This is a genomic window from Methylobacterium sp. Leaf469 (assembly GCF_001424745.1).
In the GTDB taxonomy this organism is placed as follows: domain Bacteria; phylum Pseudomonadota; class Alphaproteobacteria; order Rhizobiales; family Beijerinckiaceae; genus Methylobacterium.
Genome location: NZ_LMRE01000046.1, coordinates 40,513 through 65,974, shown reverse-complemented (window position 1 = coordinate 65,974; position 25,462 = coordinate 40,513). Strand labels below are relative to the sequence as shown.

Genomic DNA, 25,462 nt, shown 5'->3' with positions numbered 1-25,462 from the left:
GCGTTTTTCAGCGATTCAGGAAAAACCCGGTCCGCGAGGGACCGGAGGAGGGGACTCAGGCGGCCTGATGGCGCCGCAGCAGCTTGCGGTTCACCAGCATCTCAGCGATCTGCACGGTGTTGAGGGCGGCACCCTTGCGCAGGTTGTCCGACACGCACCAGAACGCGAGACCGTTCTCCACGGTGGCGTCCTCGCGGATGCGCGAGATGTAGGTGGCGTCCTCGCCCGCCGCCTCGTGCGGGGTCATGTAGCCGCCCGGCTCGCGCTTATCGACCACGAGGATGCCGGGGGCCGAGCGCAGGATCGCCCGGGCCTCGTCGGCGGACATCGGGCTCTCGAACTCGACGTTGACCGCCTCGGCATGGCCGATGAACACCGGCACCCGCACGCAGGTGGCCGTGAGCTTGATCTTCGGGTCGAGCATCTTCTTCGTCTCGGCCATCATCTTCCACTCTTCCTTCGTGAAGCCGTCTTCCATGAAGACGTCGATCTGAGGGATGACGTTGAAGGCGATGCGCTTGGGGAACTTCTCCTGCACCATCTGACCGGCGGTGAAGACCGAGCGGGTCTGCTGGAACAGCTCGTCCATGGCGTCCTTGCCGGCGCCGGAGACCGACTGGTAGGTCGAGACCACCACGCGGGTGATCTTCGCCACATCGTGCAGGGGCTTCAGGGCGACGACGAGCTGGGCCGTGGAGCAGTTCGGGTTGGCGATGATGTTGAGCTTGGAGAAGCCCAGGATCGCGTCCGGGTTCACCTCGGGCACGATGAGCGGCACGTCCTGATGGTAGCGGAACGCCGACGAGTTATCGATGACGACGCAGCCGGTCTGGCCGATGCGCGGCGACCATTCCTTGGAGGTCTCGCCGCCCGCCGACATCAGGCAGATGTCCGTGTCGGAGAAATCGTAGGAATCGAGCGCCTGCACCTTCAGGATCTTGTCGCCGAATGAGACCTCCTGCCCCATGGAGCGGCGCGAGGCGATGGCCACCACCTCGTCGGCGGGAAACGCCCGCTCGGACAGGATATCCAGCATCTCGCGGCCCACATTGCCCGTGGCACCGACGACGGCGACCTTGTAACCCATGATCCTCACCAATCCGCTCGAAGCGCCCGGCCCGGGGCCGGCGCCCGGCACGAGCGCGGCGGCACCATTCGGGATCGGACGCCGTGTCCAGACCCTCCCCGCCGTGCGCCGCGCCGCCCCTTCGGGTGGTGCGGTCGCCTGCCGGCCGCGGAGGTCACACCGCAGCGCGGCATGATTCGTCAAGGGCGGGAGCAAGACGCCTTGCTCCCGAACCTGTCAAGGGTTCGGAGCCCCGGGGAAGGGCGCCTACGCCACCCGCGCCGGCCGCTGCGCGAGACCGTCGCGGATCTCGGCCAGGATCGCGTAGGAGCGCCGGCGGGCCGCCGGATCGTGGATCGCGCTCGCGACCATGAGCTCGTCCGCTCCGGTCTCGGCCACCAGATCGACGAGGCCCCGCGCGACGGTCTCGGGCGACCCGACGAGGGCGCGGGCGAGCATCCGCGAGGCCTGGGCCTTCTCCGCCGGCGACCAGTAGGTCTCGATGCTGTCGATGGGGGGCTGCAGCAGGCCGCGCGTGCCGCGCAACAGGTGCGTGAACTGCTGCTGGGCCGAGGTGAACAGGCGGCGCGCCTCGGCATCGGTGTTGGCCGCCACCACGTTCACGCCGATCATGGCGTGGGGCTTCGGGCACTGCGGGGAGGGGGTGAAGTTGGCGCGATACGTCGCCAGGGCCGGCAGCAGGGCGTCCGGGGCGAAATGCGACGCGAAGGCGTAGGGCAACCCGAAGGCGGCGGCGAGTTGCGCCCCGAACAGGCTCGACCCCAGGATCCACATGGGCACCTTCAGCCCCGTGCCCGGCACGGCCTGCACCGCCTGACCCGGCTGGAGATCGCCGAACAGCGCCTGGAGTTCACGCACGTCCTGCGGAAAGGTGTCGGCCGCCTCCGGCATGCGGCGCAGAGCCCGCGACGTGCGCGGATCGGTGCCGGGCGCGCGGCCGAGGCCGAGGTCGATCCGGCCGGGATACAGCGCCTCGAGGGTGCCGAACTGCTCGGCGACCACCAGAGGCGCGTGGTTCGGCAGCATGATGCCACCGGCACCGACGCGGATGCGCTGCGTGCCGCCCGCGAGATAACCGACCACCACCGCCGTGGCCGCGCTGGCGATGCCGATCATGTTGTGGTGCTCGGCCACCCAGTAGCGCCGGTAGCCGAGATCCTCCGCGTGTCGGGCGAGCGCGAGGGCGTTGCGCAGGGCATCCCCGGGGGTCGAGCCCTCGGGCACCGGGGCGAGGTCGAGGACGGAGAGCGGAATCATAGCGTGTCGGTATCCCTGATCGCGCCCAAGCTCGGACGTGAACGTCCCCCGTTCGAGAGATCGCGACGGGAAAGCGCGGAGACAAGCCGGGGCTCCCATGCGGCCGCCGCATGGGTCGGCGCCCCCGTCCTTTAAGGTGAGATTCACCGAGACCAAGAAATCCGCCGCCGATCCCCGCGTGGGAAACCGGATCGTACCGGGTGATCCGCGAGGGTCGACGCCACGGGTCGTCCAGGGGGGCCGCTCGTCCGGCGGAGGGGTGCGGTTGCGGCGGATCACCACGAGCGACGACACGGCGGAGAGACCCGGTTCGACCGGCGGCCAGCGGCATCCCTCGACGGCCCTGCGGATCTCCGCGCGCCTCGTCTGCGCGGCGGCCGCCATCGCAGCGCTCAGCCTGCTCGCCCGCGAGAGTCGCGAGAACGGCAGGACCGGCCCGCCGCCCGGGGCGCTGGCGGGCGATGCCCCGACGGTCATGTCCGAGGCGCCGAAGCCGTTCGTGCCGAGCGTGGGCGTCGCCGTCCGGCCGGCCGTACCCACCGCCATGGCAGCGCCGCGTTTCCGCCTCGACGATCCCGATGCCCTGGAGCCGGCCCGTGCCGAGGGAACCCGCATCGATCCCGCCAGCGGGCGTCGCGAGGAGACCCTGAACCAGGGCGCCTTCCCGAACATCGAGGCGCCCTATCTGCGCATGACCGTCGGCGATACGGGGCAGGGGGACCCCACCCCCGGCCTGTTCGTCACCCTGGTGCGGCGCGCGGCGGACGGGCCGGGCCTTTCGGTGATCCGTACGGGCGAGCGCGGACGCCTCGCGACCAAGTTCGGCCTGATCGAGACCCTGGAGGCGACCTTCAGCGGCCCCCTCGACCGGGTCTGCACCGGTTTTGCCGGATCGGCCGGCGCGGCGCTCCGCTTCGAAGGCTGGCTCTGCGCTCCCCTCGGGCAGGCACCGGAGCCCCGCGCCGTGGCCTGTGCCCTCGACGCCCTGGTACCCCTGGCGCCAGGCGTTCCCGGCTTCGATGGTCCGCGCGATCCGGCCTGCCGCCCGGCCCCCGACACCCGAACCGGCTCCCTAGCGGTGGTGGGCAAACGAAAAAATGAGGCTCAAGTGCGGCGGAACACGCAAGCGCGGCCATAATTGTGGAACCAGCCCTGGGCTCGCACGTCGTATCCCCATAAGGACGGCCGAGTTTCTTAATCAGTTCGGCCTACACATCCTCCTCTCATCTGAACAAGGTGCATCATGCGCGCTGCCACGATTGCCCTGATGGGCGCCCTGACCCTCTCCGGCGTCGGACTCAACACCGCCGCCGAGGCCCAGGGCCGCTACGCTCCCGCCGGCGTGCGCGTGAGCCAGCCGCTTCCGATCCGCATTCGTCCGCGCAGCTGGCTCGATGCCGGCAACGTCGTCGAAGCCAACAACGGTTCGGTCAGCAACCCGGCCACCAACCCGCAGCTCATCACGGCGAGCTACCTGAACTCCCCGCCCTACGGCCGCAACGATCGTTTCGGCACCGGCATCCTGGCCGATCCGATCACCAACGGTCCCTTCATCGGAGCCCGGTCGAGTGCGATCCGCAACATCGACTTCTCGCCGCTCGACCCGATCCTCGATCCGACCTCGCCCCTGGCCGGTCGCTACTGAGCGATCCGATCGCGACGTGAATCGAACGGCGTCGTCCCCCGGGACGGCGCCGCTTTCGTTCGCCTCGAAGAGCTTTCGTTCGCCTCGAAGACATGTCGAATTCCCGTCGCGTCGCGATTACAACGGCGAATCTCCGGCCGCACCGTCGCCCGCCGGGTCGGACGCGCCGCACATGATCACAGAGGAGACGGCTCGCGACGTGCCCCGAGGGTCTGGCTGGCGCCGAGCCCTGCGCTGGCTGCCGATCGCGTCGCTGGTCACCGTATCGCTGGCGATCCTCGTCTCGGGGGTCGCACACCTCCTCGACCTCGACACGCTCCTGGCCTCCCGCGCCTGGCTGACCACGGCGGTGGCAGGGAATCCGATCGGCGCCATGGCGGTGGCGGCCCTCGCCTACGTGACTGCGGTGGTCGTCTCCGTCCCCGCGAGCCTGTTTCTCACGGTCCTGTGCGGCTTCCTGTTCGGCATCGTGCCGGGTGCGCTCATCGCCGTGGCCTCGGCGAGCACGGGCGCGGCCATCGTGTTCTCCATCGGCCGCGGACCCGCCTCGGAACTGCTGCAACGGCGGGCGGGTCCACGCCTGGCCGGCCTCGCCGAAGGGTTCCGCCGCGACGCCTTCGGCTACGTCGCCTTCCTGCGGCTCCTGCCCATCTTCCCGTTCTGGCTGACCAACCTCGCGCCGGCCGCGTTCGGCGTTCCCCTGCGCACCTTCCTGCTCGCCACGATCGTCGGCCTCAGCCCCGGTGCCCTGGTCTACGCCACCACGGGTGCCGCCATCGAGGAAGTGGTGGCGGCGCACGAGACCGCGAAGGCCGCCTGCATCCTGGCGGACGGCGCGGATTGCGGGCAGACCCTGACCCTGCGCAGCCTGATCACTCCGAAAATGCTCGCCGGCCTCGGTGCCCTGGCGGCCTTCGCGCTCCTGTCCGTCGTGCTGCGCCGCCGCCTGGCCCGACGATCGGGACGGGATCGAGGCGACGACGCGGAAATCGGTTCCGGCATCTGACGCGCGCGGCCGAAAGCGCAGCCCGGTTTTCGTTCATGTAGAATCGTACTAGAAACGGCGTCCAAGCCAACCAGATTCCTGTCATGATGCGGGAAAAGCATACCGGCTGGGAGACCTCCCGCCAAAACCTGGACTGTCGCCTCGTATATTTTATTCAGAACGGCGATCCGAGCATCGAATTTCGCGTCGCTGTTCCGATGGACCTTGCTGGGCATGATACGTGATGTTCGATGGATCGAGACTTCGATCCGGAACAACGATCACGATTGAGAGCTTTTCACACGAAATTCCTATTGCCGAGGTTGAAAGTCTTGACCAGGTCTCGCTCCGAACCCGAGACTCTCTCCATGGGCACGCCCGTCACCGCCCCGGCGGCGGACGCGGAACCGGCCCATTCCTGGTGGATCCGCCGGAGGATCGGCCTCTCCGGCCGGGTGTTCCTGCTGACCGTCGCCCTCGTCGGCCTGTGCGAGGTCCTGATCTACGTTCCGACGGTGGCGAACTACCGGGTGATGTGGTTGTCGGACCGGATCGCGGCGGCCCGGGTGGCCGCCCTCGTGGTCGATGTCTCGCCCCGTTCCGGCGTCTCGAACGACCTCACCGAACGGCTTCTGCGCGGCGTCGGCGCCCGCGCGGTGATCGTGTCCGGCAGCGACGCCCGCAAGGTCATCGCCCGTGAGCCCCTGCCGGACTCCGTGTCCCGCGTCGTCGATCTCGGGGCCAACAGTTGGGGGCACTCCATCGCGGGCACGTGGTCGACCCTGTTCCTGCCGGCATCAACGCCGATCCGGGTCGTCGGCAAGCCCCAGGAGGGCTTCGATCCGGTGGAGGTCATCCTCGACGAGGCCCCCCTGCGGCGCGCCATGGTGGCGTTCTGCCTGCAGTTGCTCGGCACCTCGCTGATCATCGCGGCGGTCGTCGCCGGCCTCGTCTTCTTCGTGCTGCAGCGGGTCATCGTACGGCCGGTGCGGCTGCTCGTCTCGAACATCACCGCCTTCGCCGACGATCCGGAGGAGACCGCCCGGGTCATCGTTCCGTCGGGGCGCAACGACGAGCTCGGCGACGCCGAGACGGCCTTGGCGCGAATGGAGACGGCCCTGGCCGGCGAGCTGCGGGCCAAGCGGCACCTGGCCGATCTCGGCCTCTCCGTCAGCAAGATCAACCACGAGATGCGCAACCTTCTCACCACCGCGCAACTGCTCGGCGATCGCCTCGAAGGGGTCACCGATCCGGTGGTGCAGCGCGTCGCCCCGCGCCTGGTCGCCACCCTCGGCCGCGCGATCCGGTTCTGCGAGGAGACCCTGGCCTACGGGCGGGCGACGGAACGCCATCCCCAGCAACGCACGGTTCCGCTCGCGCCGCTCCTCGCGGATCAGGCCGATCTGTCCGGATGCGCGCCGGACTCGCCCGTGGTCATCCAGGAGCGGTGCACAGCGGACCTCACCGTGCATGCCGACCCCGAACAGCTGTCGCGGGCGCTCGCCAACCTCGTGCGCAATGCGGTCCAGGCCATGGCGGACGAGAAATCGAACGATGCTCCCCGGATCATCCTCGAGGCGAGCCGGACCGGCGACACCGTTATGATCCTCGTCAGCGACAACGGTCCGGGCCTGCCGGCGCGCGCGCGCGCGCATCTGTTCGCCCCGTTCAAAGGGTCGACCCGGCCCGGCGGTACCGGCCTCGGCCTCGCCATCGCGGCGGAGCTCATCGGCCTCAACGGCGGCACGATTACCCTCGATCAGAGCGAGACCGGCGTCCGGTTCCGGATCACCCTTCCGGCGGAGAAGCGGGCCTGACTTAAGGCCCTGCGCCGACGCCCAGGCAGGCCTACTCGGCCGCCGCCAGGGTGAGACCCGGGACGGTGATGCCGATGTCGCGCAGCAGTTCGGCGTCGGCATCGGTCTCGTTGTTGGCCGTGGTCAGCAGGCGCTCGCCGTAGAAGATCGAGTTGGCCCCGGCGAGGAAGCACAGGATCTGCGCCTCGCGGGTGAGGTCCTTGCGTCCGGCGCTGAGGCGCACGCGGGCGCGCGGCATCACGATGCGGGCCGTGGCGCACATGCGCACGAGGTCGAGGGGATCGACGGGCGGGCGCTCCGCCAGGGGCGTGCCCGCGACCGCCACCAGGGCGTTGATCGGCACGCTCTCCGGGTGCGGTGCGTGGTTGGCCAGCACCTGCAGCATGGCGGCGCGGTCCGTCACGCCCTCGCCCATGCCGACGATGCCCCCGCAGCACAGGCCGATGCCGGCGTCGCGCACGTTCTGCAGGGTGTTCAGGCGGTCCGCGTAGGTCCGCGTGGAGATGATGTCGCCGTAGAAATCCGGCCCGGTGTCGAGGTTGTGGTTGTAGGAGGTCAGCCCGGCCTCGGCCAGACGCGTCGCCTGCGAGGGGTTGAGCATGCCCAGCGTCACGCAGGCCTCCATGCCGAGATTGCGCACGCCGCGCACCATGGCGAGGACCGCGTCGAACTCCGGCCCGTCCTTGGGCTGGCGCCAGGCCGCGCCCATGCAGAAGCGGTGTGCGCCGGAGGCCTTGGCGGCGGCGGCCTCCTTCAGCACGGCGTCCACGGGCATCAGCCGCTCGCGCGGGACGCCGGCCTCCTTGTGGTGGGCCGATTGCGGGCAGTAGGCGCAATCCTCGGGGCAGCCGCCGGTCTTGATCGACAGGAGCGCCGCCCGCTGGATGTCGGCCGGGTCGTTGTGGGCGCGGTGAACCTCCGCCGCCCGATAGACGAGGTCGAGGAGCGGCAAGTCGTGGATCGCCTGGATCTCGGCCACGGTCCAATCGTGCCGGATGGCGGAGGTCGCCAGGGCGGGGCGGGGTGCGGCAAGCGCGGTCATCGTCTCGATCATGGCTCCAGAAGACGAATCCCGGCCGGAAAATCAAGCCGGCCGCCGAATTCCCGCGCCCTCAGTGGGTCGGCTCGCCCGCCGCGACCTTGGCGGTCCAGTCGTCGAAGGCCACCACCTCCTGGCGCTGGGTGCCGAGGCCGTCGATGCCCAGCGTCACCACATCGCCGCTCTTGAGGAAGCGCGGCGGCTTGGCGCCCATGCCGACGCCGGGGGGCGTGCCCGTGGTGATGACGTCGCCGGGCATCAGCATCATGAAGTGCGACAGGTAGGCGACGATCTGGGCGACGCCGAAGATCATCGTTGCCGTCGAGCCGGTCTGCATCCGCTCGCCGTTGACGTCGAGCCACAGGCCGAGGGCGTCGAGGCGCGGGATCTCGTCCAGGGTGACGAGCCAGGGACCCAACGGTCCGAAGGTCGGGCAGCCCTTGCCCTTGGTCCAGGTTCCACCGCGCTCGAGCTGGTATTCGCGCTCCGACAGGTCGTTGCAGACGCAGACGCCCGCCACGTAGGACAGCGCCTCGTTGGCGTGGACGTAGGAGGCGCGCGCGCCGACCACGATGGCGAGTTCCACCTCCCAGTCCGTCTTGGCCGACCCCTTCGGCAGGATCACCCGGTCGTTCGGACCGACGATACAGGACGGCGCCTTGTTGAAGACGATGGGCTCGGCCGGGATGCTGGCGCCGATCTCGGCGGCATGGTCGGCGTAGTTGAGGCCGATGGCGATGAAGTTTCCGGTGCCGGCGACGCAGGGGCCGAGGCGCGTGTCGGGCGGCAGCAGGGGCAGGCTCTCGGGGTCGATGATGCGCAGGCGGTCGAGCCCTTCCCGCGAGAGAGCCAGACCGCCGAGATCGCGCACGTGCCCGGACAGGTCGCGGAGACCGCCCGCCGCGTCCACCATCCCCGGCTTCTCGTCCCCGCTCGCACCGTGCCGCATCAGCTTCATCGCGCAACTCCCTCGCATGAACCCAGAGACGCCATCGCTCACCGAGGGCGCCGCCGCAAGGGTGACGCAGACGCGGCCAGACCGAAACCCCACGGCCCGCTGTTACAGGAATGCGACACCCGTCGACGGAAACCGAGCCTCGATCACTTTTGCGTCGAATCGGGGAACGATCACGAGACGGTTCACATCTGAACTAAAATTATCCGTCGTCGGGGCGATACGTGAAGCGCACGAGAACGACAATCATTCGACAGGTCAGTCATGAAAATATACTAGTCAATTCAAGCAACGCTCCGATTTGCGAAGTCGCGAACAGTCCGCCACTCTGCCCCTCAAGATGCCGGCTTCGAGCATCATTCCAGGGCGGGGAAGACATCCATGGCAATCACGTTGCGTTCCATCGCCCTCGCGGGCGTCTCGTCGGCGATGCTCCTCGGCGGGATCGCGGATGCGTCCGCCGGCGCCTTCGGCATCCGCGAGCAGAGCACCCTGGCCCAGGGCCAGGCCTTCGCCGGCGCCGCATCCGGATCGGGCGGCGTCTCGTCCATGTTCTGGAACCCGGCGGCCGTGACCATGCGTCCGGGCTGGGTCACCGAGCAGAACCTCACCTTCATCGGCCTGTCCGGGCACATCACCCCGCAGGCCGGCACGAATCCGGGCTTCCTGCCGCTCGGCGGCAGCAACGACATCGGCCAGGGCGCGATCGTGCCCTCGGGCGCGACCTCGTACCAGCTCAACGACCGGCTCTGGATCGGCATCCAGACGGGGGCCCCGTTCGGCCTCGTGACCAAGCCGCGCAACGTCTGGGCCGGCGAACTCTACGGCCGCTCCAACCGGATCTTCACCCTCGCCTTCAATCCGGTGATCGGCTTCAAGGTGAACGAGTGGCTGTCCGTCGCGGCCGGTCCGAACATCGAGTATTTCCGCCTCACCCTGCGTCAGGCGGTGCCGCTGCCGATCAACCCGGCCGTCCTGCCGAGTTCGTTCCTCAAGGGCGATTCGTGGGGCGTCGGCTTCACGGCGGGCGCGCTCATCACGCCGCGGGACGGCACGATCTTCGGCGTCGGCTACCGCTCCTCGGTCCATCACGACATCGAGGGCTCCATCGGCGTGCCGCTGCTGGCCCTCGCGCCCCTGGGCGGTCAGGTCCGGGCCAACCTCAACACGCCGGAGAAGCTCAGCGTCGGCCTCACCCAGGCGGTGTCGCCCGTGGCGCGCGTCAGCCTCGGCTTCGAGTGGGACAACTGGAGCCGGCTGGGCACCGTCGGGATCGTCTCGAAGACCCGCGGCGTGCCCGTGAGCTTCCTGCCCCTGAACTACAAGGACGGGTTCACCTACTCCATCGGCGGCGAGTACGACTGGTCGCCCGCTCTCACCGTGCGGGCCGGCGTGGCTTACGAGGAATCGCCCATCGACGTCTCGAACCGCTCCGTGCGCCTGCCCGACAACGACCGCGTCAACGTCTCGGTGGGCGCGAGCTACCGCTGGAGTGAGAAGCTGACCCTGAACGTCGCCTACTCGCACCTCTTCCTGGACAAGGGCCGCATCCTGTCGGGCGCTGGCCGCGACTACAACGTCCAGAACATCGCCTTCGCGGGCGTGGCCGAGGGCAGCGCCGACCTCGTCTCCGTCGGCTTCCGCTACGTGTTCGGGGACGTGGCGGTGCCGGCCGCCGCACCGATCATCCGGAAATATTGAGCGCCGCGTCCCATCCCCGACCGTCGCGCGGAGCACCTGGGCCAACCCTCTCCCCTGTGCGGGAGAGGGTGCCTGCGGAGCAGGCAGGAGAGGGGCGACCTCTCCGGATGGGGCGCTCCCCTCATAAGGAACTTCGTCCCGGCCCAACCCGCTGCGCGGGCCACCTTCTTCCGCACAGGGGGAGAAGGATTCTTCGGTGCGTCGCCGGCGCCCGACACCGAAATTTCTTGACAATATTCCTATTTCGTGGTTCAGTCCGGTCACTCGCCTCCCACACGGGAGGTCCCCCGGCGGACCGGGTCGGGGGGCTCGGGGGAGGAGACGGCGCCTGCGTCGATGGCCCGGTTCGCCATCGCCCCGGGCGGCACACGCGACGCAAGGTGCCCTGGACGGGGAGGCTGTGTTGAGGCTGACTCCGGGACCCTGGGGCGCACCGAGACAACGGACGGTCCGCCCACTACGAGGCGGGCTCGGGGCTTGACCCTGATCAGTCGGCTGCCGCACCGGCGTTCCCGAAAAGGGGCGTCGCGTCGCGCGGAGGTGGGCCGCTACTAGCCGAGTCGTGTCGTGCCGTGTTGGACGCCGTGACGTCGAAGAGGGCCGGCTCCGCCAGACGGGGCCGGACCGAGGGACGCCGGGAAACCGGCTCAAACCTTTACAAACGTGGTTTCGCGGCGTCCCGCGTCTCCCGTTGCCAGCCGTCCCCCGCGCCGAACCGGCGGCGGGGCGCTGGCGCGTGCGCGGTCAGGCCTTCATCCGCACATACGTTCCGGGCGCGGGCCCGAGGGAGGGAAGACCGGCCTCGCCGGGTACACGCGCCGGCACGCGGGCCGGGGCCTGATGCTCCAGCCACGTGAACCAGTACGGCCACCACGAGCCCTTGGTCTCCGTCGCCGCCGCGATCCACTGGTCCAGGGTCCCGCTCACGGGGCCTCCGGTCCAGAAGCCGTATTTCGGCTTGGCCGGCGGGTTGACCACCCCGGCGATGTGGCCGGATCCGGCCAGCACGTAGTCGACGGGACCGCCGAACTTGGTCGAGCCCTCGAACACCGACAGGGCCGGGGCGATGTGGTCCTCGCGGGTGGCGAGGTTGAAGACCGGCACCTCGACCTTCTTCAGGTCGAGGCGGACGTTGCCGAGCATCATCTTCCCCTGCGCCAGGGTGTTCTCGAGGTAGCAGTTGCGCAGGTAGAACGAGTGGTTGGCCGCCGGCATCCGGGTGGCGTCGGCGTTCCAGTACAGGAGGTCGAAGGGCATCGGCGTTTTGCCCTTCACGTAGTTGTTCACGACGTAGGACCAGATCAGGTCGTTGGGCCGCAGCATGTTGAACGCGGTGGCCATGCCGGTGCCCTCGAGGTAGCCGCGCTTCTTCATGCGGGCCTCGATGAGGCGGATCTGGGTCTCGTCGGCGAACACCTTCAGGTCGCCCGCATGGGTGAAATCGACCTGGGTGGTCAGGAAGGTGGCGCTCTTGATGCGCTTGTTGCCCGTGGCCGCCTGCATCGCCAGGGTGACGGCGAGCAGGGTGCCGCCGACGCAGTAGCCCGCCGCCGCCACCTCGTTCTCGCCCGTGGCGATGCCGATGGCGTCGATGGCCGCCTCGATGCCCTCGCGCATGTAGGCCTCGAAGTCCTTGTCGGCGTGGCGCTCGTCGGGGTTCACCCACGAGATGCAGAACACCGTCAGGCCCTGGGACACCATCCAGGCGATGAGGCTTTTGGCCGGGTTGAGGTCGAGGATGTAGAACTTGTTGATCCACGGCGGCACGATGAGGAACGGGCGCTTGATCACCGTCTCGGTGGTGGGCGCGTACTGGATCAGCTCCATCAGGTCGTTGCGGAACACCACCTCGCCGGGCGTCACCGCCACGTTGACGCCGACCTCGAAGCCCGCCGCCGGGTCGGTCTGGCGCACGCGAAGCTGACCCTTGCCGGCCTCGATGTCCTCGGCCAGCATCTTCATGCCGCGCACGAGGTTGGCGCCGTTCTCGTCCAGGGTGTGGCGGATGAGCTCGGGGTTGGTCATCACGAAGTTCGACGGCGACAGGGCGCCGACGATCTGGCGCAGGTAGAACTGCGCCTTGTGCCGGGTGTGCTCGTCGATCCCGTCGGCCTCCTCCACCAGGCCTTCGGCCCAGCGCGAGGTGATGAGGTAGCTCTGCTTGATGAAATCGAAGATCGGGTTGGTCGACCATTCGGCGTGGGCGAAGCGCGTGTCCTTGGCCTCCGGCACGGCGACGGGCTGGGCCGCCTCGCCCTGGAAGCGGTTCCAGGTCTGGCCCCACAGGTTGATGAAGGCCTCGCTGAGCTTCGCCTGCGCCTCGACGGTCTTCTTCGGATCGACGAGCCAGCGTTCGGCCACGGTCCCGAGGGTCCGCACCACGTCGTTGACTTCCTCCGGCGGCTCGGGGGGCGCCTTCAGCACATCGATCTCGGTGGCGGGCTTCATGTAGACGGCAGCGGCCCGACCGAACTCCTCCATGAACCGGCTGGCATTGCGCGACAGGGCGTCGATGTCGGGCAGCGGTGTCGTCCGTTCGGTCGTCACGCGGTCATCTCTCCCTGGCCGAAGGCGCATTCGCGGGGGACCGGCACCGGGGTGGGCGACGGCGGCGCGGGGCCTCGTTTCCGACAAATTAACGCGGCATCGGGAGCTTACGCCAGACCGCATCGCATTTCATCGGCCAACATCCGTCATGCTCCGGCTCTCCATGATCGCCCCTGCGCGCATCGTCGCGACCGCCGCCTGCCTCGTCGCCGTGGCGGGGTTCGCCGGGGCGTGCTCGAGCGACCTCAATCCCCTGAAGGCGGCCTATCAGCCCGGCCCGGCCGCCCCCGCCTTCGTGGCCGAGGCGCGCAAGCCCGGCGGGGACTTCCTGCCCGTGGGCGTCTCGGCGCCGGCCCGCCCGATCCGGGCGAAATCCGCGGAGGGGACCAAGGCCCTCGAGGCCGAACTCGAAGGCGCGCGCGGCCGCAACGAGGCGCAGGGACGCTCGGCCGAGAGTGCCGGACGTGCGACCCGCCCGGCCTCCGCGACGCCCTGAAGCATCCGCCGGGACCACCCTGCGGACCACCCCGAGACGAACTTTCCTTGGGAGCGGGCCCAAAAGATAACGGTCGGCGCGAAACGCGCGAAGTGTTAGACCACGCCGGCATCTCCGGGTGATGACAGCCCTTTACCTTTCGCGCGCCTCGGTCCCGATCCGCGCCCATGGACACCGTGAAGGCCATGACCGACTTCCATCGCATCAAGCGCCTGCCGCCCTACGTCTTCGAGCAGGTGAACCGGATCAAAGCCCAGGCCCGCGCCAACGGCGCCGACATCATCGATCTCGGCATGGGCAACCCGGACCTCGACGCGCCGCGTCACGTCATCGCCAAGCTGGTCGAGACCGCCGGGCGTCCGCGCACGGACCGGTATTCGTCATCCAAGGGCATCGCCGGCCTGCGCCGGGCCCAGGCGAACTACTACAAGCGCCGCTTCGGCGTGAGCCTGAACCCCGACACCCAGGTGGTGGCGACGCTGGGCTCCAAGGAGGGCTTCGCCAACATGGCCCAGGCCATCACGGCGCCCGGCGACGTGGTGCTGGTGCCCAACCCCAGCTACCCGATCCACGCCTTCGGCTTCCTCATGGCGGGCGGCGTGATCCGCTCGGTGCCGGCCGAGCCGACGCCAGCCTTCTTCCCCGCCGTCGAGAAGGCGATGCAGCACTCGATCCCCAAGCCCGTGGCGATCGTGGTCTGTTATCCCTCGAACCCGACGGCCTACGTGGCGAGCCTCGATTTCTACCGGGACCTCGTCGCCTTCGCCAAGCGCCACGAGATCATCATCCTGTCGGATCTCGCCTATGCCGAGGTCTATTTCGACGGCGAGCCGCCGCCCTCCGTGCTGGAGGTGCCGGGCGCCATCGACTGCACGGTCGAGTTCACGTCCCTGTCGAAGACGTTCTCCATGGCCGGCTGGCGCATGGGCTTCGCCGTGGGCAACGAGCGGCTGCTGGCGGCGCTGACCCGGGTGAAATCCTACCTCGATTACGGCGCGTTCACGCCGATCCAGGTGGCGGCGACCGCCGCGCTGAACGGACCGGAGGACTGCATCGCCGAGATGCGCTCCATCTACAAGAAGCGCCGCGACGCCCTCATCGAGTCGTTCGACAAGACCGGCTGGAAGATCCCCAGCCCCTCCGCCTCGATGTTCGCCTGGGTGCCGATCCCGGAGAAGTACCAGGCGCTGGGCAGCCTCGAATTCTCCAAGCTCCTCCTGGAGAAGTCCGACGTGGCGGTGGCCCCCGGCATCGGCTTCGGCGAGCACGGCGACAACTTCGTGCGCATCGCCCTGGTCGAGAACGAGCAGCGCATCCGGCAGGCCGCCCGCAACATCCGGCGGTTCTTCGACAGCTCCGATCGGACGCTCCACAATGTGGTGCCCCCGGTCGCCGCCCCGGCCGGATCGCCCCCCCTCGCCAAGGCCGGCTGAGGCGCAAGGCCGGCTGAAGCGCAAGGCCGACTGAGGCGTACGCCGCCGCACTTGTTGCGCGGCGGCGACAGGCACCGGCAAAGCGGTGCACGGCCGGCCGCCGCGGCTTGTCACCCGTGGCCGGCATCCGCAGGGTCGGGCGATGTCGCGAGTTTCATTCGCAGAGGATCGCATGCGCCGATTGACCCTGATTGCCGCGCTGGCGCTGGCCGCGTCGGCCGGCGCCTGCGCCCCGAAGCCCATCGTCGCCCGTGACCCCGTCCCGGCGCCGGCGCCGGGCCTCGGCTATGCCTGCGACTCGCGCCCGGTGGTGCTGAACGCGTTCTACTCGAACTGCACCCCGATCCAGCGCGAGTCCGAGGTGGTGATCCACTCCAAGGGCTGACGGCAACGCGCCTTTCCGTTTCCCACAGGGCGAGGCCGCGCAGTCGCGTGGTGACGCCGAAGGGCCACGGACAGGGCGCCGGGTTTGCGCCATGGTGGGTGGCAGACGTATCCCTCCGATCCTCTCTCCCTGGAGCCTGCCCGTGTCGCTGACCTCGCGAACGATCCTCGCCGCCGGACTCGTCGGGCTCGGACTCACCGCATCGGCCGTGGCCGAGACCCGCTACCACGCCGCCGACGGACCGGTGGTCCTACCCACCGACTTCGCCACGGGACGTCCGTTCCCCGATGATCCGCGCGCCATCCCGGTTCCGAGCGTGATGAACGGCGGGGGGTTCGGTTTCACCGGCACCGAGTATTTCAGCGACAGCCACAGCGAAGGCCGCCTCGACGGCTCGACCCGTCCGCGCGAATACGTCCTCAACCCGGCCCGCATCGGCCCGCAGGATTATCGCCGCTGAGGATCGGACGGCGCGCCCCGGGTGGGCGTGCGCCGCAGGCGTGAATCCACGAGGACGGCGCCGGCGATGCCGGCCGCGTATGCCGTGAGGTTCCACAGGGAGAAGATCCGTCCGAGCAGGAGCTGTCCGGCCAGGGTCGCCCGGAATGCGTCGAGCCCCGGCGCGTGGACGAGGCGCACCAGCTCGACGGCAAGCGCCACGAGGGCGGCCAGGACGACGATGCGGCGGCGCGGGCGCGGCAGGACGGTCGCCACGAGGCCGTAGACCATCGCGCCCCAAAGGATCGACCCGCCATACTTCACCAGGGCCGGCGGCAAGCCCAAGGGCACGAGGCGCAGGACCGTGCCCATCGCCACAACCGCGACGGTGGCGGCGAGGAGCGTCGGGCGTTCCTGCAGCGGGGCGGGGCGGTCGCGGTTCATGGTCCGGGGCGTCATCGGGGAGCGCTCCGGCGTTTACACCATGCGGGCGGGTCGGTATCACCCGCGCTCACACCTCGCACACGAGCCCGAAACACCAGATGCGCGCCGAGATCGAACAACTCTCGGATGCCGCCAAGCAGTCGATCGGACTGCTGAGGAGGCATCTTTGACTGGGATACCGTCGAAAAACGCCTCGCGGAGCTGAACGCGGCGTCCGAGGACCCGGCCCTGTGGAACGATGCCGAGGCCGCGCAGAACGTCATGCGCGAGCGCACGCAGCTCGACGAGGCCTTCACCTCCATCAAGCGCCTGTCCCAGGACCTCGACGACGCCGCCACCCTCATCGAACTCGGTGAGATGGAGGGCGACCAGGACACGGTTCTGGAAGGCGAGAACGGCGTCCGCGCCGTCGAGAAGGAGGCCGCGCGCCGCCAGATCGAGACCCTCCTGTCCGGCGAGGCCGACGGCTTCGACACCTATCTCGAAGTCCATTCGGGGGCCGGCGGCACGGAGAGCCAGGACTGGGCCAACATGCTCCAACGCATGTACGGGCGCTGGGCCGAGCGCAGGAAGTACAAGGTCGAGATCGTCGAGTGGTCGGACGGCGACGAGGCCGGGATCAAGGGCGCCACGCTCCTGATCAAGGGCCACAACGCCTACGGTTGGCTCAAGACCGAGTCGGGCGTGCACCGGCTGGTACGGATCTCGCCCTACGATTCGAGCGCGCGCCGGCACACGAGCTTCGCCTCCGTGTGGGTCTATCCGGTGATCGACGACCGCATCGTCATCGAGATCAAGGAATCCGACTGCCGCATCGACACCTACCGCTCGTCGGGCGCCGGCGGCCAGCACGTGAACACCACGGATTCCGCCGTGCGCATCACCCACAATCCCACCGGGATCGTGGTGGCGTGCCAGCAGGAGCGGTCGCAGCACAAGAACCGGGCCACCGCCTGGAACATGCTGCGCGCCCGCATGTACGAGGCCGAGTTGAAGAAGCGGGAGGAGAAGGCCAACGCCGAGGCCGCCGCCAAGACGGATATCGGCTGGGGCCACCAGATCCGATCCTACGTGCTGCAACCGTATCAGCTGGTGAAGGACCTGCGCACGGGGACGCAATCCACCGATCCGGACGCGGTGCTCGACGGGGCGCTGGATCCGTTCATGGAGGCATCCCTGGCCCAGCGTGTCTACGGCGGCGCCGACGCGGTCGAGGATCTCGACTGAGACTTTTCGGGCGACCCTTCTCTCAAGGAACCTGAGCGAGGGCGTCGGCCAATCGAAGGAAGCGCTGCGGATCGACGGGCTCCCCGTCGATCCGGGTCTCGTAATGCAGATGGCTCCCCGTCGAGCGGCCCGTCGAGCCGACGCGGCCGACGAGGGCCCCGGCTGCGACCCACTGCCCCGGTGTCACCGCGTAGGCTGAGAGATGCGCGTAGCGTGTCGCCAGCCCGTGGCCGTGATCGATCTCCACCATGTTGCCGTACCCGCCGTTGTAGTCGGCGACCGTGACGCGTCCGGCCGCCGTGGCGTAGGCCGGCTCACCGGTCTCGGCGCGCAGATCCAGGCCCGTATGCATGGCGTAGCCCCGCGTGAACGGGTCGAGGCGGGCGCCGAAGGTGCTCGACACCGGCATGTCGCCGGCGATGGGCCGTCGCAGGGGCAAGGTCTCGGTGATGCGGCGAAGGGCGGCCGCCTCGGTGACGGCCCGTTGCGCCTGAGCAGCGGCGATCCCGAACGGATCGTCGCCGAGGGGCACCAGGGGTCCGCCGAGGCCGGGCTCGCGCGACTCGAACCGCGACGGATCCAGGCCTGTTCGGGCAACGAGTCCGCGTAGGCGCTGAGCCGTGCGTCCGGCACTCGCGCCGATGCCGGCGACCGCTCGGGACTGAGCCTCGGCCAAGCCGTCGAGGCGGCGCGTCAGATGGGCCACGACGAGGCCGGTGCGGCGGAAGGATTCCCGGGCGCCGCGCAGATCCAGGGGCTCGACCGGGGAATCTACAGCCGGCACCGGTTCCGGTGTCGGGAACGGCTTGGCCGTGGCGCCGGGACGCCGCTGGGCGGCCTCACGCACGATCTCGTCCTCGGCCGGTACCTGGGCCGGCAATTCGGGCAGGCGGGACGCCACGGGGTCGCCGGCCAAAGCCGAAAGTACGCCCTGACGCGATTCGAGGGCAGCCTGGCGCCGGGACAGATCGGCCAGACGCGTCGCGAGGCCGTCGCGCGTCGTCACCTGCTCCACGGTTGCCCGTTCGAGTTCGAAGCGGAGGGCGGCGATGCGCGACTCGTAGCCGTACTGCATCGTACTCTGCTGCGACACGAAGCGAGCCAGCACTTCGTCGTGGAACACGAGGTAGTAGGTGGCTCCACCGGCCCAGGCCGTCGAGAGTGCCAACGCTGCTCCGAGGACCCGCAGACCGGGTCCCCGCCCGAAGGGACCGGCTCCCGGTCCGGCCACGGCCTTGGGCTTCGCCGTGTCGTGGGGCTGACGGGTGAGGAAGGGCATCGACGTGAACCTGATCCAACACGCACCATCTGGCCGGATCAGGGTTAACGAAGGCTCACCATCACGCCTTGGGATTCACCATGCGGGTCAGGGGCGTCACGCCGATGCCGGCTCAGGCCTCGCCCTGCGCCGCCGCCAGGACCTCCTCGGCATGGCCCGGAACCTTCACCTTCGGCCAGATCCGGACGATGCGGCCCGAGCGGTCGAGCAGCATCGTCGTACGCTCGACCCCCATGTACTTCCGGCCGTACATGCTCTTCTCGACCCACACCCCGTAGGCCTCCAGCATGGCCTTCGACTCGTCCGAGGCCAGCGGAAAGGTAAGGTCGTACTTCGCCCTGAACTTGTCGTGGCTCTTCACCGAATCGGGCGAGACTCCGATCACGATCGTGTCGGCAGCCGCGAATGCCGGCCCGAGGGCGTTGAATCCCTGCGCTTCCAGGGTACACCCGCTCGTGTCGTCTTTCGGGTAGAAGTACAGAACCACCTTGCGGCCGGTGAGATCGCCCAGGCGGATGGCGTCGCCGCCAGCCCCGGGCAGATCGAAGTCGGGAGCCTGATCTCCGGTAACGAGGGGCATGATGCCTTCCTTTCGGCCGATTGATGGTGTGCCTGGGGCCAACGCCATGGCCCGGGTCGAATGCCCGAGAAGCCTTTCCTCCACGGACCGCCGCTCGATAGCCCGAGGGTGCGTTCCGATCCAGCGGCTCACGGATTGATGGTTCAGGACACGGTCACGGGTTTGCGGCCGGGCCGCGTGGCCGGACGGCGGCGGCGCTGGGTCCTCTGGCCCGTACTGATCCTCGTGCTCGGCGCCGGCCTCGGGCTCGCCGGCCTGGTCTGGCGCCTGTCCAACGGTCCCCTGCGCATCGACGGCATGTCGGAGCGTGTCGCATCGGCCATCGCCGGCAGCATCGGCACGGGCTGGCGCGTGACCTTGCGCGACAGCGCCCTGGAGCTCGATTCGGAAAATTCCTTGGCCCTGCGGGTGGCCGGGCTCGACATCTACAACTCCGAGGGCGCCCTCGTGGTGCGGGCGCCGCAGGCCGTGGTGAGCCTCGACACCTGGGGCCTCGCCCGCCTCTCGGTCCAGCCGCGCGCCATCGAATTCCGCGACCTCCAGATGACCGCCCTGGTTCACCGCAACGGCGCCATCGCGTTCGCGGCGAACGACCCCGATCAGGCCGGGGCCGTCCAGCCCCATACCCTGCCGAGCGTCGACGCCACGCAAGGGGCCGTTTCGCCGATCTCGGCCACCGTGGCGTCGATCTTCGGAGTGGTGCTGGATTCCGCCGGGATCGTCGGGGCGCTCGACCGGGCGCGCATCACCAACGGCCGCCTCACCCTCATCGACGACGACGCCCGCCAGCGCGCGGTGTTCGAGCACGTCAACGGCCTGTTCCGGCGCGACGCCACCCGCAACGCCCGCGTGTTCGAACTGCGCATCGACGGTCCGCACGGGGAATGGCGTTTCGGCGGCGACGTGCAGGAGGCCGGCGGCACCCGCCGCACGGGCATCATCACCCTCGACGATCTGCCGATCACCGACCTGCTGCTGCTCTCCGGTCAGTCGAAGCTGCCGGTGGAGACCGACCTCAAGCTCTCGGCCAAGGCCGACGTCGCCCTCGACGCCGGACGGATCGAGTCGATGGCGGCCACGATCCGAACCAGCGACGGCAACTTCCTCATCGAGGAGAAGGACTTCAACCCCGTCACCATCGACAGCCTCGCGGCGAAGGTGAGCTGGGACGAGGCGGGCCGGGCGATGAAGCTCGATGCCCTCGACTATCGCGGCGCCGGCAACTCGGCTCGTCTCACCGGGGCCTGGACCGCAGGGGCTCCGGATTCCGACATCGCCTGGACCATGAGCCTCGCCGGGCGCGACGCCACCCTGCGGGGCGCCAACGCGCAGGACCGCCCCGTCGCGATCGAATCCCTGTCGGCGCATCTCACGGGGCGGGCCGGCGGCATCGCCATCGACGATTTCTCCGTCAAGGCCGGCCCGGCGAGCGGGCGGATCACCGGCACCCTCGGCACCACCGCCGACGACGACGGGCTGACCCTGCGCATCGCCGCGGCCAACACCGATGGGCGCATGGCCATGCGCCTGTGGCCCGAACACGTGGCGCCGGCGGCGCGCAACTACCTCGTCGATTACCTGCGCGGGGGAAAAGTCGACAGCGTCGACATCACCGTCGACATGAGCGGCAGCGAACTCGCCGCCGCGACGCGCGGCGAACCGATGCCCGACAATGCCGTGCACATCGCCTTCGCCGTCTCCGACGCGACGCTCGCGGTCTCGGACGACGCGCCGCCCCTGAGCCGTGGCCGCGTCACCGGTGTCATCACCGGCCTCACCACCACCATCCGCAACGTGACCGCCGACCTGCGCATGGCCGACAACCGCGTCCTGTCCATCACCGACGGATCCTTCGTCATCCCGAAGATCACCCCGGAGGCGGTGGTGGCGCAGATCGGCATGCGCCTCGGAGGCGGTGCCGATGCCCTCGTCTCCCTGATGCAGACGAAGATGTTCAAGACCCTGACCGGCGTCGACATCGATCCGGCCAGCGTGAAGGGCACGGCCGACCTACGCATCGACTTCCCGCTGAACCTCAAGCAGATCCCCGACCTCCCGGACCTGCCGGTGACCATCGGGGGCACGCTCACGGATGTCGGCGTCGACAAGGCCTTCGGCAAAGAGCGCCTCGACGCCGGGCGGTTCACGGTGTCCTACGATCGCGGCGCCTTCGCCCTCAAGGGCGATGCCCGCGTCATGGGCTCGCCCCTCACGGTGGATCTGCGTCAGCCCAAGCCCGGGGCGCCCGGCGAAGTTCTCGTCGGTCTGAGCCTCGACGAGGCCCTGCGCGCCAAGAAGGGCCTGCCCGTCGCGCCCCAGCTCACCGGCGCCATTCCGGTGAGGATCGCCGTGCCCATCGGACGCCCGGGTTCGGGCAAGCCGCCGATCCGGATCGAGGCCGATCTGGCCCGTGCGGGCATTGACGGCATCGTGCCGGGCTTCACCAAGGCCGCCGGAAAACCCGGCCGCCTCGCCTTCACGTTGATCGAGAACGCGTCGGGTGGCGGGTTCGAGCTGCGCGACATCGTCCTCGACGCAGCTCCGGCTGCGGCGCGCGGTACGGCGAGCCTCGGGGCGGACGGCCAGTTCGAGCGGGCCGATCTGTCGAGCCTGAAGCTCTCACCGGGCGACGACATGCGCCTGCAGCTCGAACGCTCCGGAAACTCCTATCGGATCGGCGTGAAGGGCGCCGTGGCCGATGCCCGCCCGATCCTGCGCGGGCTCACCGGCCCGGATGGCAAAGGCAAGGCCGACGCCGCCCCGAAGGACATCGACGCCGACCTCTCCCTCGCCATCCTCACGGGCTTCAACGGAGAGGCTCTGACCAACGCCTCCGTCAAGCTCGTCATGAAGGGGAAAGACGTACGCTCCGGCCGGGTCCAGGGCCGCTTCGGAGCGGCTCCGTTCACCGCTCAGATCGGCCGCTCGGACCAGGGCCCGACCCTGACGCTGGACACCCAGGATGCCGGCGCGACCCTACGGTTCGCCGACATCTACAAGCGGATGTATGGCGGCCGGCTGATCATGAGCACCGCTCTCAACGACGGACCGCAGGCGGGCGTCGTGCAGATCCGCAATTTCGTCCTGCGCAACGAGCCGGCCCTGTCGAGCATCATGGCGCAGGGACCGGCGAGCAGCGAGATCGTCGATGCGCGCGGCCGCAAGCAGATCGTGCAGAACGCCGGCAACGACGTGACCTTCGACCGCCTCCGCGCCAATTTCGTCCGCACCGGCGCGCGGGTCGACTTCACCGACGCGGCGATCTCCAACGCCGCCATGGGCTTCACCCTGAACGGCTACCTCGACACGGCGAAAGAACGCACGGACATCAACGGCACCTTCGTGCCGCTCTACGGCCTGAACAACGTGGTGTCGCAACTGCCGATCCTCGGACAGCTCCTCGGCGGCGGGCACAACGAGGGTCTGTTCGCCCTCAACTTCCGCGTCGCCGGCCGGCTGTCGAAGCCCGATGTCAGCGTCAATCCCCTTTCCGCCCTGGCGCCCGGCATCCTGCGCAAGCTCTTCAGCGCCGGCGGGGGCAACGACGGGATCATGGGGGCCGCGCCCATGGGCGAGACCGAACGATAGGCCGCATAGGCCGGGCCGGGGCGCCTACCCGACCTTCAGCAGCACGTGCTTCTTGCGGCCGAAAGACAGCTTGATCACTCCGTCCGCCGTCACGTCGCCCGTGCGCAGCACCGCCCGCTCGTCGGTCAGCGCCACGTCGTTCACCCGCAGGCCGCCACCCTTGATCTGGCGGCGGGCCTCGCTCGTGGACGGCACCAGCTTGGCGTATTCCGGACCGAAGGCCGAGAGCACGCCGAGCCCGGCATCGAGGAGGTCGGCCGAGACGATCACGGTCGGTAGATCCTGCGACACGCTGCCTTCGACGAAGGTTTTCCGCGCCGTCTCGGCGGCACTGTCCGCCGCCTCGCGTCCGTGCATCAAGGCCGTGGCCTCGCTCGCCAGGACCTTCTTGGCCTCGTTGATCTCGGCGCCCTGCAGCGCCGACAACCGGGCGATCTCCTCCATGGACAGCAGGGTGAACAGCTTGAGGAAGCGGCCGATATCGGCATCTTCGGTGTTGCGCCAGAACTGCCAGTAATCGTACGGCGAGAGCATGCCGGCATCGAGCCACACGGCCCCGGCGGCGGTCTTGCCCATCTTGGCGCCCGAGGCCGTGGTGAGGAGCGGGCAGGTGAGGCCGTAGAGCTGCGGCGTGCCCATCCGGCGCCCGAGATCGATGCCGTTGACGATGTTGCCCCATTGGTCCGAGCCGCCCATCTGCATCGTGCAGCCGTAGCGGCGGTTCAGCTCGACGAAGTCGTAGGACTGGAGGATCATGTAGTTGAATTCGAGGAACGACAGTTCCTGGTCGCGCTCCAGCCGCATGCGGACGCTGTCCATGGACATCATCCGGTTGACCGAGAAATGCCGGCCGATGTCGCGCAGCATCTCGATGTAGTTGAGCTTCGTCAGCCACTCGGCATTGTCGACCATGGTGGCGGCATTGCCGCCGCCCTCGAACTTGAGAAACCGGGCGAACGTCTTCTGGATGCCGAGCTTGTTCTCCTCGATCTGCGCGAGGGTGAGGATCTTTCGCGATTCGTCGCGGCCGGAAGGGTCGCCGACCCGGGTGGTGCCGCCGCCCATGAGGGTGATGGGCGTGCCGCCCGTGGCCTGGAGCCAGTGCAGCATCATGATCGACAGGAGGTGGCCGACATGGAGCGAGGCCGCCGTGCAATCGTAGCCCACATAGGTGGTGAGCCGGCCTTCCAGCGCCGCCGCGTCGATGCCGGCAAGGTCCGAGCCCTGATGGATGAAGCCGCGCTCGGACAGCACTCGGAGGAAATCGGATTTCGGAGCGAAGGCGTCGGGCGCGGGGGACATGGACGGTTCCGGTGTCGGAGGATCACGGGGGTGGGACACGGCGCGGACCGGCGTGATAGCACCGCGCGTCATTGCGCCGGCTCTTAGCAGGGCTGACCGAGGAAGGCACGACCATGACCATGATGCGCGCCATCGGCCTGATGAGCGGAACGTCCCTCGACGGCGTCGACGTCGCCCTCATCGAGACCGACGGGCACGACGTGCGGGTGGTGCAGAGCCACAACGGCTACCTCGAACCCCTCGGCCCCACGGGCTATCGCGGCTACTCGGACGAGGATCGCGATCTGCTACGCCGCGCGCTCGCCGATTCGGAGGCCGTCACGGCGCGGGAGGATCGGCCGGGGTGCCTTCCCGAGGCGGAAGCCTTCGTCACCGCTGCCCATGCCGAAGCGGTGGAGAGTTTCCTCGCCGACAACGGCCTGACGCCCGCCGACATCGACGTCATCGGCTTCCACGGCCAGACCGTGGTGCACCGGCCCGACCAGCGCATGAGCGTGCAGATCGGCGACGGGGCGGCGCTCAGCCGTCGCCTCGGCATCCCCGTGGTGTCGGACCTGCGCCATGCCGACATCGCGGCGGGCGGACAAGGCGCCCCCCTGGTGCCGGTGTTCCATCAGGCGCTCGCCCGCGCCTCGGGCTTCGAGGGCGCGCTCGGCATCCTCAACATCGGCGGCGTCGCCAACGCCACCCTCATCGCCTCGAACGGCGAAGTCATCGCCTTCGACACCGGGCCGGGCAACGCGCTCATCGACGACTGGATGCGCGAGCGCACGGGCCGCCCCCTGGACGACGGCGGCCGCACCGCCGCGCGGGGACGCCCCGATGAGCCGCTGTTGGCCTGGCTCCTCATCCACCCGTTCTTCGCGCGCCGGCCGCCGAAGTCGCTCGATCGCAACTGGTTCTCGCACAAGCTCGCCGGGCAGCTCTCGACGGAGGACGGCGCGGCGACGCTCACGGCCTTCACGGCGCGCGCCGTGGCGCGGGCGTTGGACCACGCGCCCGAGATTCCGGCCCGCTGGATCGTCGCCGGCGGAGGGGCGCGCAACGGCGAACTGGTGCGCCTCCTGAACTACCACCTGCGCGCCGAGATCACGACGGCCGACGCCATCGGCTGGTCCTCGGCCTATCTCGAGGCCCAGGCCTTCGCGCATCTCGCCGTGCGCTCGCTGAAAGGCCTGCCGATCACCTTCCCGTCGACCACGGGGGTGCGCGAGGCGATGACGGGCGGCGTGCTGGCGCGGCCGGAGGACTGAAGGC

21 protein-coding genes are annotated in these 25,462 nt (G+C 69.3%); 12 read left to right on the top strand and 9 right to left on the bottom strand.

The features are described 5' to 3' along the window. Positions 1–55 precede the first annotated feature (55 nt). Entirely contained in the window at positions 56–1,087 is a 1,032-nt protein-coding gene (locus ASG60_RS21350; RefSeq protein ID WP_056387798.1) for an aspartate-semialdehyde dehydrogenase, read from the bottom strand. Between the two features lie 246 nt (positions 1,088–1,333). After that, positions 1,334–2,344 (bottom strand): LLM class flavin-dependent oxidoreductase, encoded by a 1,011-nt coding sequence (locus tag ASG60_RS21345; RefSeq protein ID WP_056387795.1) that lies wholly within the window; start codon positions 2,342–2,344, stop codon positions 1,334–1,336. Between the two features lie 265 nt (positions 2,345–2,609). Here ASG60_RS21345 and ASG60_RS21340 point away from each other — a divergent pair, with 265 nt between their 5' ends. The 4 genes from ASG60_RS21340 to ASG60_RS21325 all read left to right on the top strand — a co-directional run bounded on the left by ASG60_RS21340 (position 2,610) and on the right by ASG60_RS21325 (position 6,791). After that, entirely contained in the window at positions 2,610–3,482 is an 873-nt protein-coding gene (locus ASG60_RS21340) for a hypothetical protein (RefSeq protein ID WP_244476739.1), read from the top strand. A gap of 105 nt (positions 3,483–3,587) precedes the next feature. Beyond that, the gene (locus ASG60_RS21335; protein ID WP_056174784.1) at positions 3,588–3,989 is read left to right on the top strand and encodes a hypothetical protein; all 402 of its coding nucleotides are present in this window, start codon (positions 3,588–3,590) and stop codon (positions 3,987–3,989) included. Positions 3,990–4,188: 199 nt separating this feature from the next. Continuing rightward, positions 4,189–4,995 carry a VTT domain-containing protein gene (locus tag ASG60_RS21330; protein WP_244476738.1) on the top strand — a complete coding sequence of 269 codons (807 nt, stop codon included), beginning with the start codon at positions 4,189–4,191 and terminating at the stop codon, positions 4,993–4,995. A 311-nt stretch (positions 4,996–5,306) separates the two neighbouring features. After that, on the top strand, positions 5,307–6,791 hold the full coding sequence (locus ASG60_RS21325; protein ID WP_244476737.1) for a HAMP domain-containing sensor histidine kinase: 1,485 nt from the start codon (positions 5,307–5,309) through the stop codon (positions 6,789–6,791). A gap of 31 nt (positions 6,792–6,822) precedes the next feature. On the opposite strand, the gene bioB is transcribed toward ASG60_RS21325, so the two are convergent. Then, a complete protein-coding gene (gene bioB, locus ASG60_RS21320; RefSeq protein WP_056261765.1) occupies positions 6,823–7,845 on the bottom strand; it encodes a biotin synthase BioB in 1,023 nt (340 codons plus the stop codon). 58 nt (positions 7,846–7,903) lie between these two features. Next, positions 7,904–8,788, bottom strand: a complete 885-nt coding sequence (locus ASG60_RS21315; RefSeq protein WP_056387788.1) for a fumarylacetoacetate hydrolase family protein — start codon at positions 8,786–8,788, stop codon at positions 7,904–7,906. 378 nt (positions 8,789–9,166) lie between these two features. Between ASG60_RS21315 and ASG60_RS21310 the strand changes: the two genes are divergently transcribed. After that, a complete protein-coding gene (locus ASG60_RS21310) occupies positions 9,167–10,486 on the top strand; it encodes an outer membrane protein transport protein (RefSeq protein ID WP_056387785.1) in 1,320 nt (439 codons plus the stop codon). A 744-nt stretch (positions 10,487–11,230) separates the two neighbouring features. On the opposite strand, the gene phaC is transcribed toward ASG60_RS21310, so the two are convergent. Beyond that, positions 11,231–13,033, bottom strand: a complete 1,803-nt coding sequence (gene phaC, locus ASG60_RS21305; protein ID WP_056387783.1) for a class I poly(R)-hydroxyalkanoic acid synthase — start codon at positions 13,031–13,033, stop codon at positions 11,231–11,233. A 148-nt stretch (positions 13,034–13,181) separates the two neighbouring features. Between phaC and ASG60_RS21300 the strand changes: the two genes are divergently transcribed. From ASG60_RS21300 to ASG60_RS21285, 4 genes are all read left to right on the top strand, one after another. Next, positions 13,182–13,529: a hypothetical protein gene (locus ASG60_RS21300; protein ID WP_244476736.1), complete on the top strand. Its 348-nt coding sequence runs from the start codon at positions 13,182–13,184 to the stop codon at positions 13,527–13,529. 185 nt (positions 13,530–13,714) lie between these two features. Then, a complete protein-coding gene (locus tag ASG60_RS21295; RefSeq protein WP_056261887.1) occupies positions 13,715–14,962 on the top strand; it encodes an LL-diaminopimelate aminotransferase in 1,248 nt (415 codons plus the stop codon). Positions 14,963–15,134: 172 nt separating this feature from the next. Beyond that, complete coding sequence (locus tag ASG60_RS21290; RefSeq protein ID WP_056174792.1) at positions 15,135–15,347, top strand: hypothetical protein; 213 nt, start codon at positions 15,135–15,137, stop codon at positions 15,345–15,347. Between the two features lie 142 nt (positions 15,348–15,489). Next, positions 15,490–15,807 (top strand): hypothetical protein, encoded by a 318-nt coding sequence (locus ASG60_RS21285; protein ID WP_244472897.1) that lies wholly within the window; start codon positions 15,490–15,492, stop codon positions 15,805–15,807. On the opposite strand, the gene ASG60_RS21280 is transcribed toward ASG60_RS21285, so the two are convergent. Continuing rightward, positions 15,795–16,244: a DUF2809 domain-containing protein gene (locus ASG60_RS21280; RefSeq protein ID WP_056387779.1), complete on the bottom strand. Its 450-nt coding sequence runs from the start codon at positions 16,242–16,244 to the stop codon at positions 15,795–15,797. The two genes, ASG60_RS21285 and ASG60_RS21280, sit on opposite strands and share 13 nt — an antisense overlap. An 83-nt stretch (positions 16,245–16,327) precedes the next feature. Between ASG60_RS21280 and prfB the strand changes: the two genes are divergently transcribed. Next, positions 16,328–17,456, top strand: a protein-coding gene (prfB, locus tag ASG60_RS21275) for a peptide chain release factor 2 (protein ID WP_156368860.1) whose coding sequence is annotated in 2 segments (ribosomal slippage) — positions 16,328–16,396 and positions 16,398–17,456 — 1,128 coding nt in all. Because the reading frame shifts where the segments join, the coding sequence is not laid out codon by codon here. Between the two features lie 22 nt (positions 17,457–17,478). Here prfB and ASG60_RS21270 read toward each other — a convergent pair. Both ASG60_RS21270 and ASG60_RS21265 read right to left on the bottom strand, forming a co-directional pair. Then, positions 17,479–18,735, bottom strand: coding sequence for a M23 family metallopeptidase (locus ASG60_RS21270; protein ID WP_056387776.1), 1,257 nt, complete (start codon positions 18,733–18,735; stop codon positions 17,479–17,481). Between the two features lie 112 nt (positions 18,736–18,847). Then, complete coding sequence (locus ASG60_RS21265; protein WP_056174802.1) at positions 18,848–19,315, bottom strand: peroxiredoxin; 468 nt, start codon at positions 19,313–19,315, stop codon at positions 18,848–18,850. A gap of 138 nt (positions 19,316–19,453) precedes the next feature. On the opposite strand from ASG60_RS21265, the gene ASG60_RS21260 reads away from it, so the two are divergent. Continuing rightward, a complete protein-coding gene (locus ASG60_RS21260; protein WP_056387773.1) occupies positions 19,454–22,903 on the top strand; it encodes a DUF3971 domain-containing protein in 3,450 nt (1,149 codons plus the stop codon). Between the two features lie 24 nt (positions 22,904–22,927). On the opposite strand, the gene tyrS is transcribed toward ASG60_RS21260, so the two are convergent. After that, positions 22,928–24,205 carry a tyrosine--tRNA ligase gene (gene tyrS, locus ASG60_RS21255; protein ID WP_056303508.1) on the bottom strand — a complete coding sequence of 426 codons (1,278 nt, stop codon included), beginning with the start codon at positions 24,203–24,205 and terminating at the stop codon, positions 22,928–22,930. Between the two features lie 113 nt (positions 24,206–24,318). On the opposite strand from tyrS, the gene ASG60_RS21250 reads away from it, so the two are divergent. Further along, positions 24,319–25,458, top strand: coding sequence for an anhydro-N-acetylmuramic acid kinase (locus ASG60_RS21250; RefSeq protein WP_200918687.1), 1,140 nt, complete (start codon positions 24,319–24,321; stop codon positions 25,456–25,458). Positions 25,459–25,462: the final 4 nt, after the last annotated feature.

Coding starts and splice junctions, on each gene's coding strand:
- ASG60_RS21315 (WP_056387788.1), bottom strand. CDS start 8,788: ATGAAGCTGATGCGGCACGGTGCGAGCGGGGACGAGAAGCCGGGGATG.
- ASG60_RS21295 (WP_056261887.1), top strand. CDS start 13,715: ATGACCGACTTCCATCGCATCAAGCGCCTGCCGCCCTACGTCTTCGAG.
- ASG60_RS21290 (WP_056174792.1), top strand. CDS start 15,135: ATGCGCCGATTGACCCTGATTGCCGCGCTGGCGCTGGCCGCGTCGGCC.
- tyrS (WP_056303508.1), bottom strand. CDS start 24,205: ATGTCCCCCGCGCCCGACGCCTTCGCTCCGAAATCCGATTTCCTCCGA.
- ASG60_RS21270 (WP_056387776.1), bottom strand. CDS start 18,735: ATGCCCTTCCTCACCCGTCAGCCCCACGACACGGCGAAGCCCAAGGCC.
- ASG60_RS21250 (WP_200918687.1), top strand. CDS start 24,319: ATGACCATGATGCGCGCCATCGGCCTGATGAGCGGAACGTCCCTCGAC.
- ASG60_RS21345 (WP_056387795.1), bottom strand. CDS start 2,344: ATGATTCCGCTCTCCGTCCTCGACCTCGCCCCGGTGCCCGAGGGCTCG.
- ASG60_RS21335 (WP_056174784.1), top strand. CDS start 3,588: ATGCGCGCTGCCACGATTGCCCTGATGGGCGCCCTGACCCTCTCCGGC.
- ASG60_RS21310 (WP_056387785.1), top strand. CDS start 9,167: ATGGCAATCACGTTGCGTTCCATCGCCCTCGCGGGCGTCTCGTCGGCG.
- ASG60_RS21260 (WP_056387773.1), top strand. CDS start 19,454: ATGGTTCAGGACACGGTCACGGGTTTGCGGCCGGGCCGCGTGGCCGGA.
- ASG60_RS21300 (WP_244476736.1), top strand. CDS start 13,182: ATGCTCCGGCTCTCCATGATCGCCCCTGCGCGCATCGTCGCGACCGCC.
- ASG60_RS21265 (WP_056174802.1), bottom strand. CDS start 19,315: ATGCCCCTCGTTACCGGAGATCAGGCTCCCGACTTCGATCTGCCCGGG.
- bioB (WP_056261765.1), bottom strand. CDS start 7,845: ATGATCGAGACGATGACCGCGCTTGCCGCACCCCGCCCCGCCCTGGCG.
- ASG60_RS21280 (WP_056387779.1), bottom strand. CDS start 16,244: ATGACGCCCCGGACCATGAACCGCGACCGCCCCGCCCCGCTGCAGGAA.
- ASG60_RS21350 (WP_056387798.1), bottom strand. CDS start 1,087: ATGGGTTACAAGGTCGCCGTCGTCGGTGCCACGGGCAATGTGGGCCGC.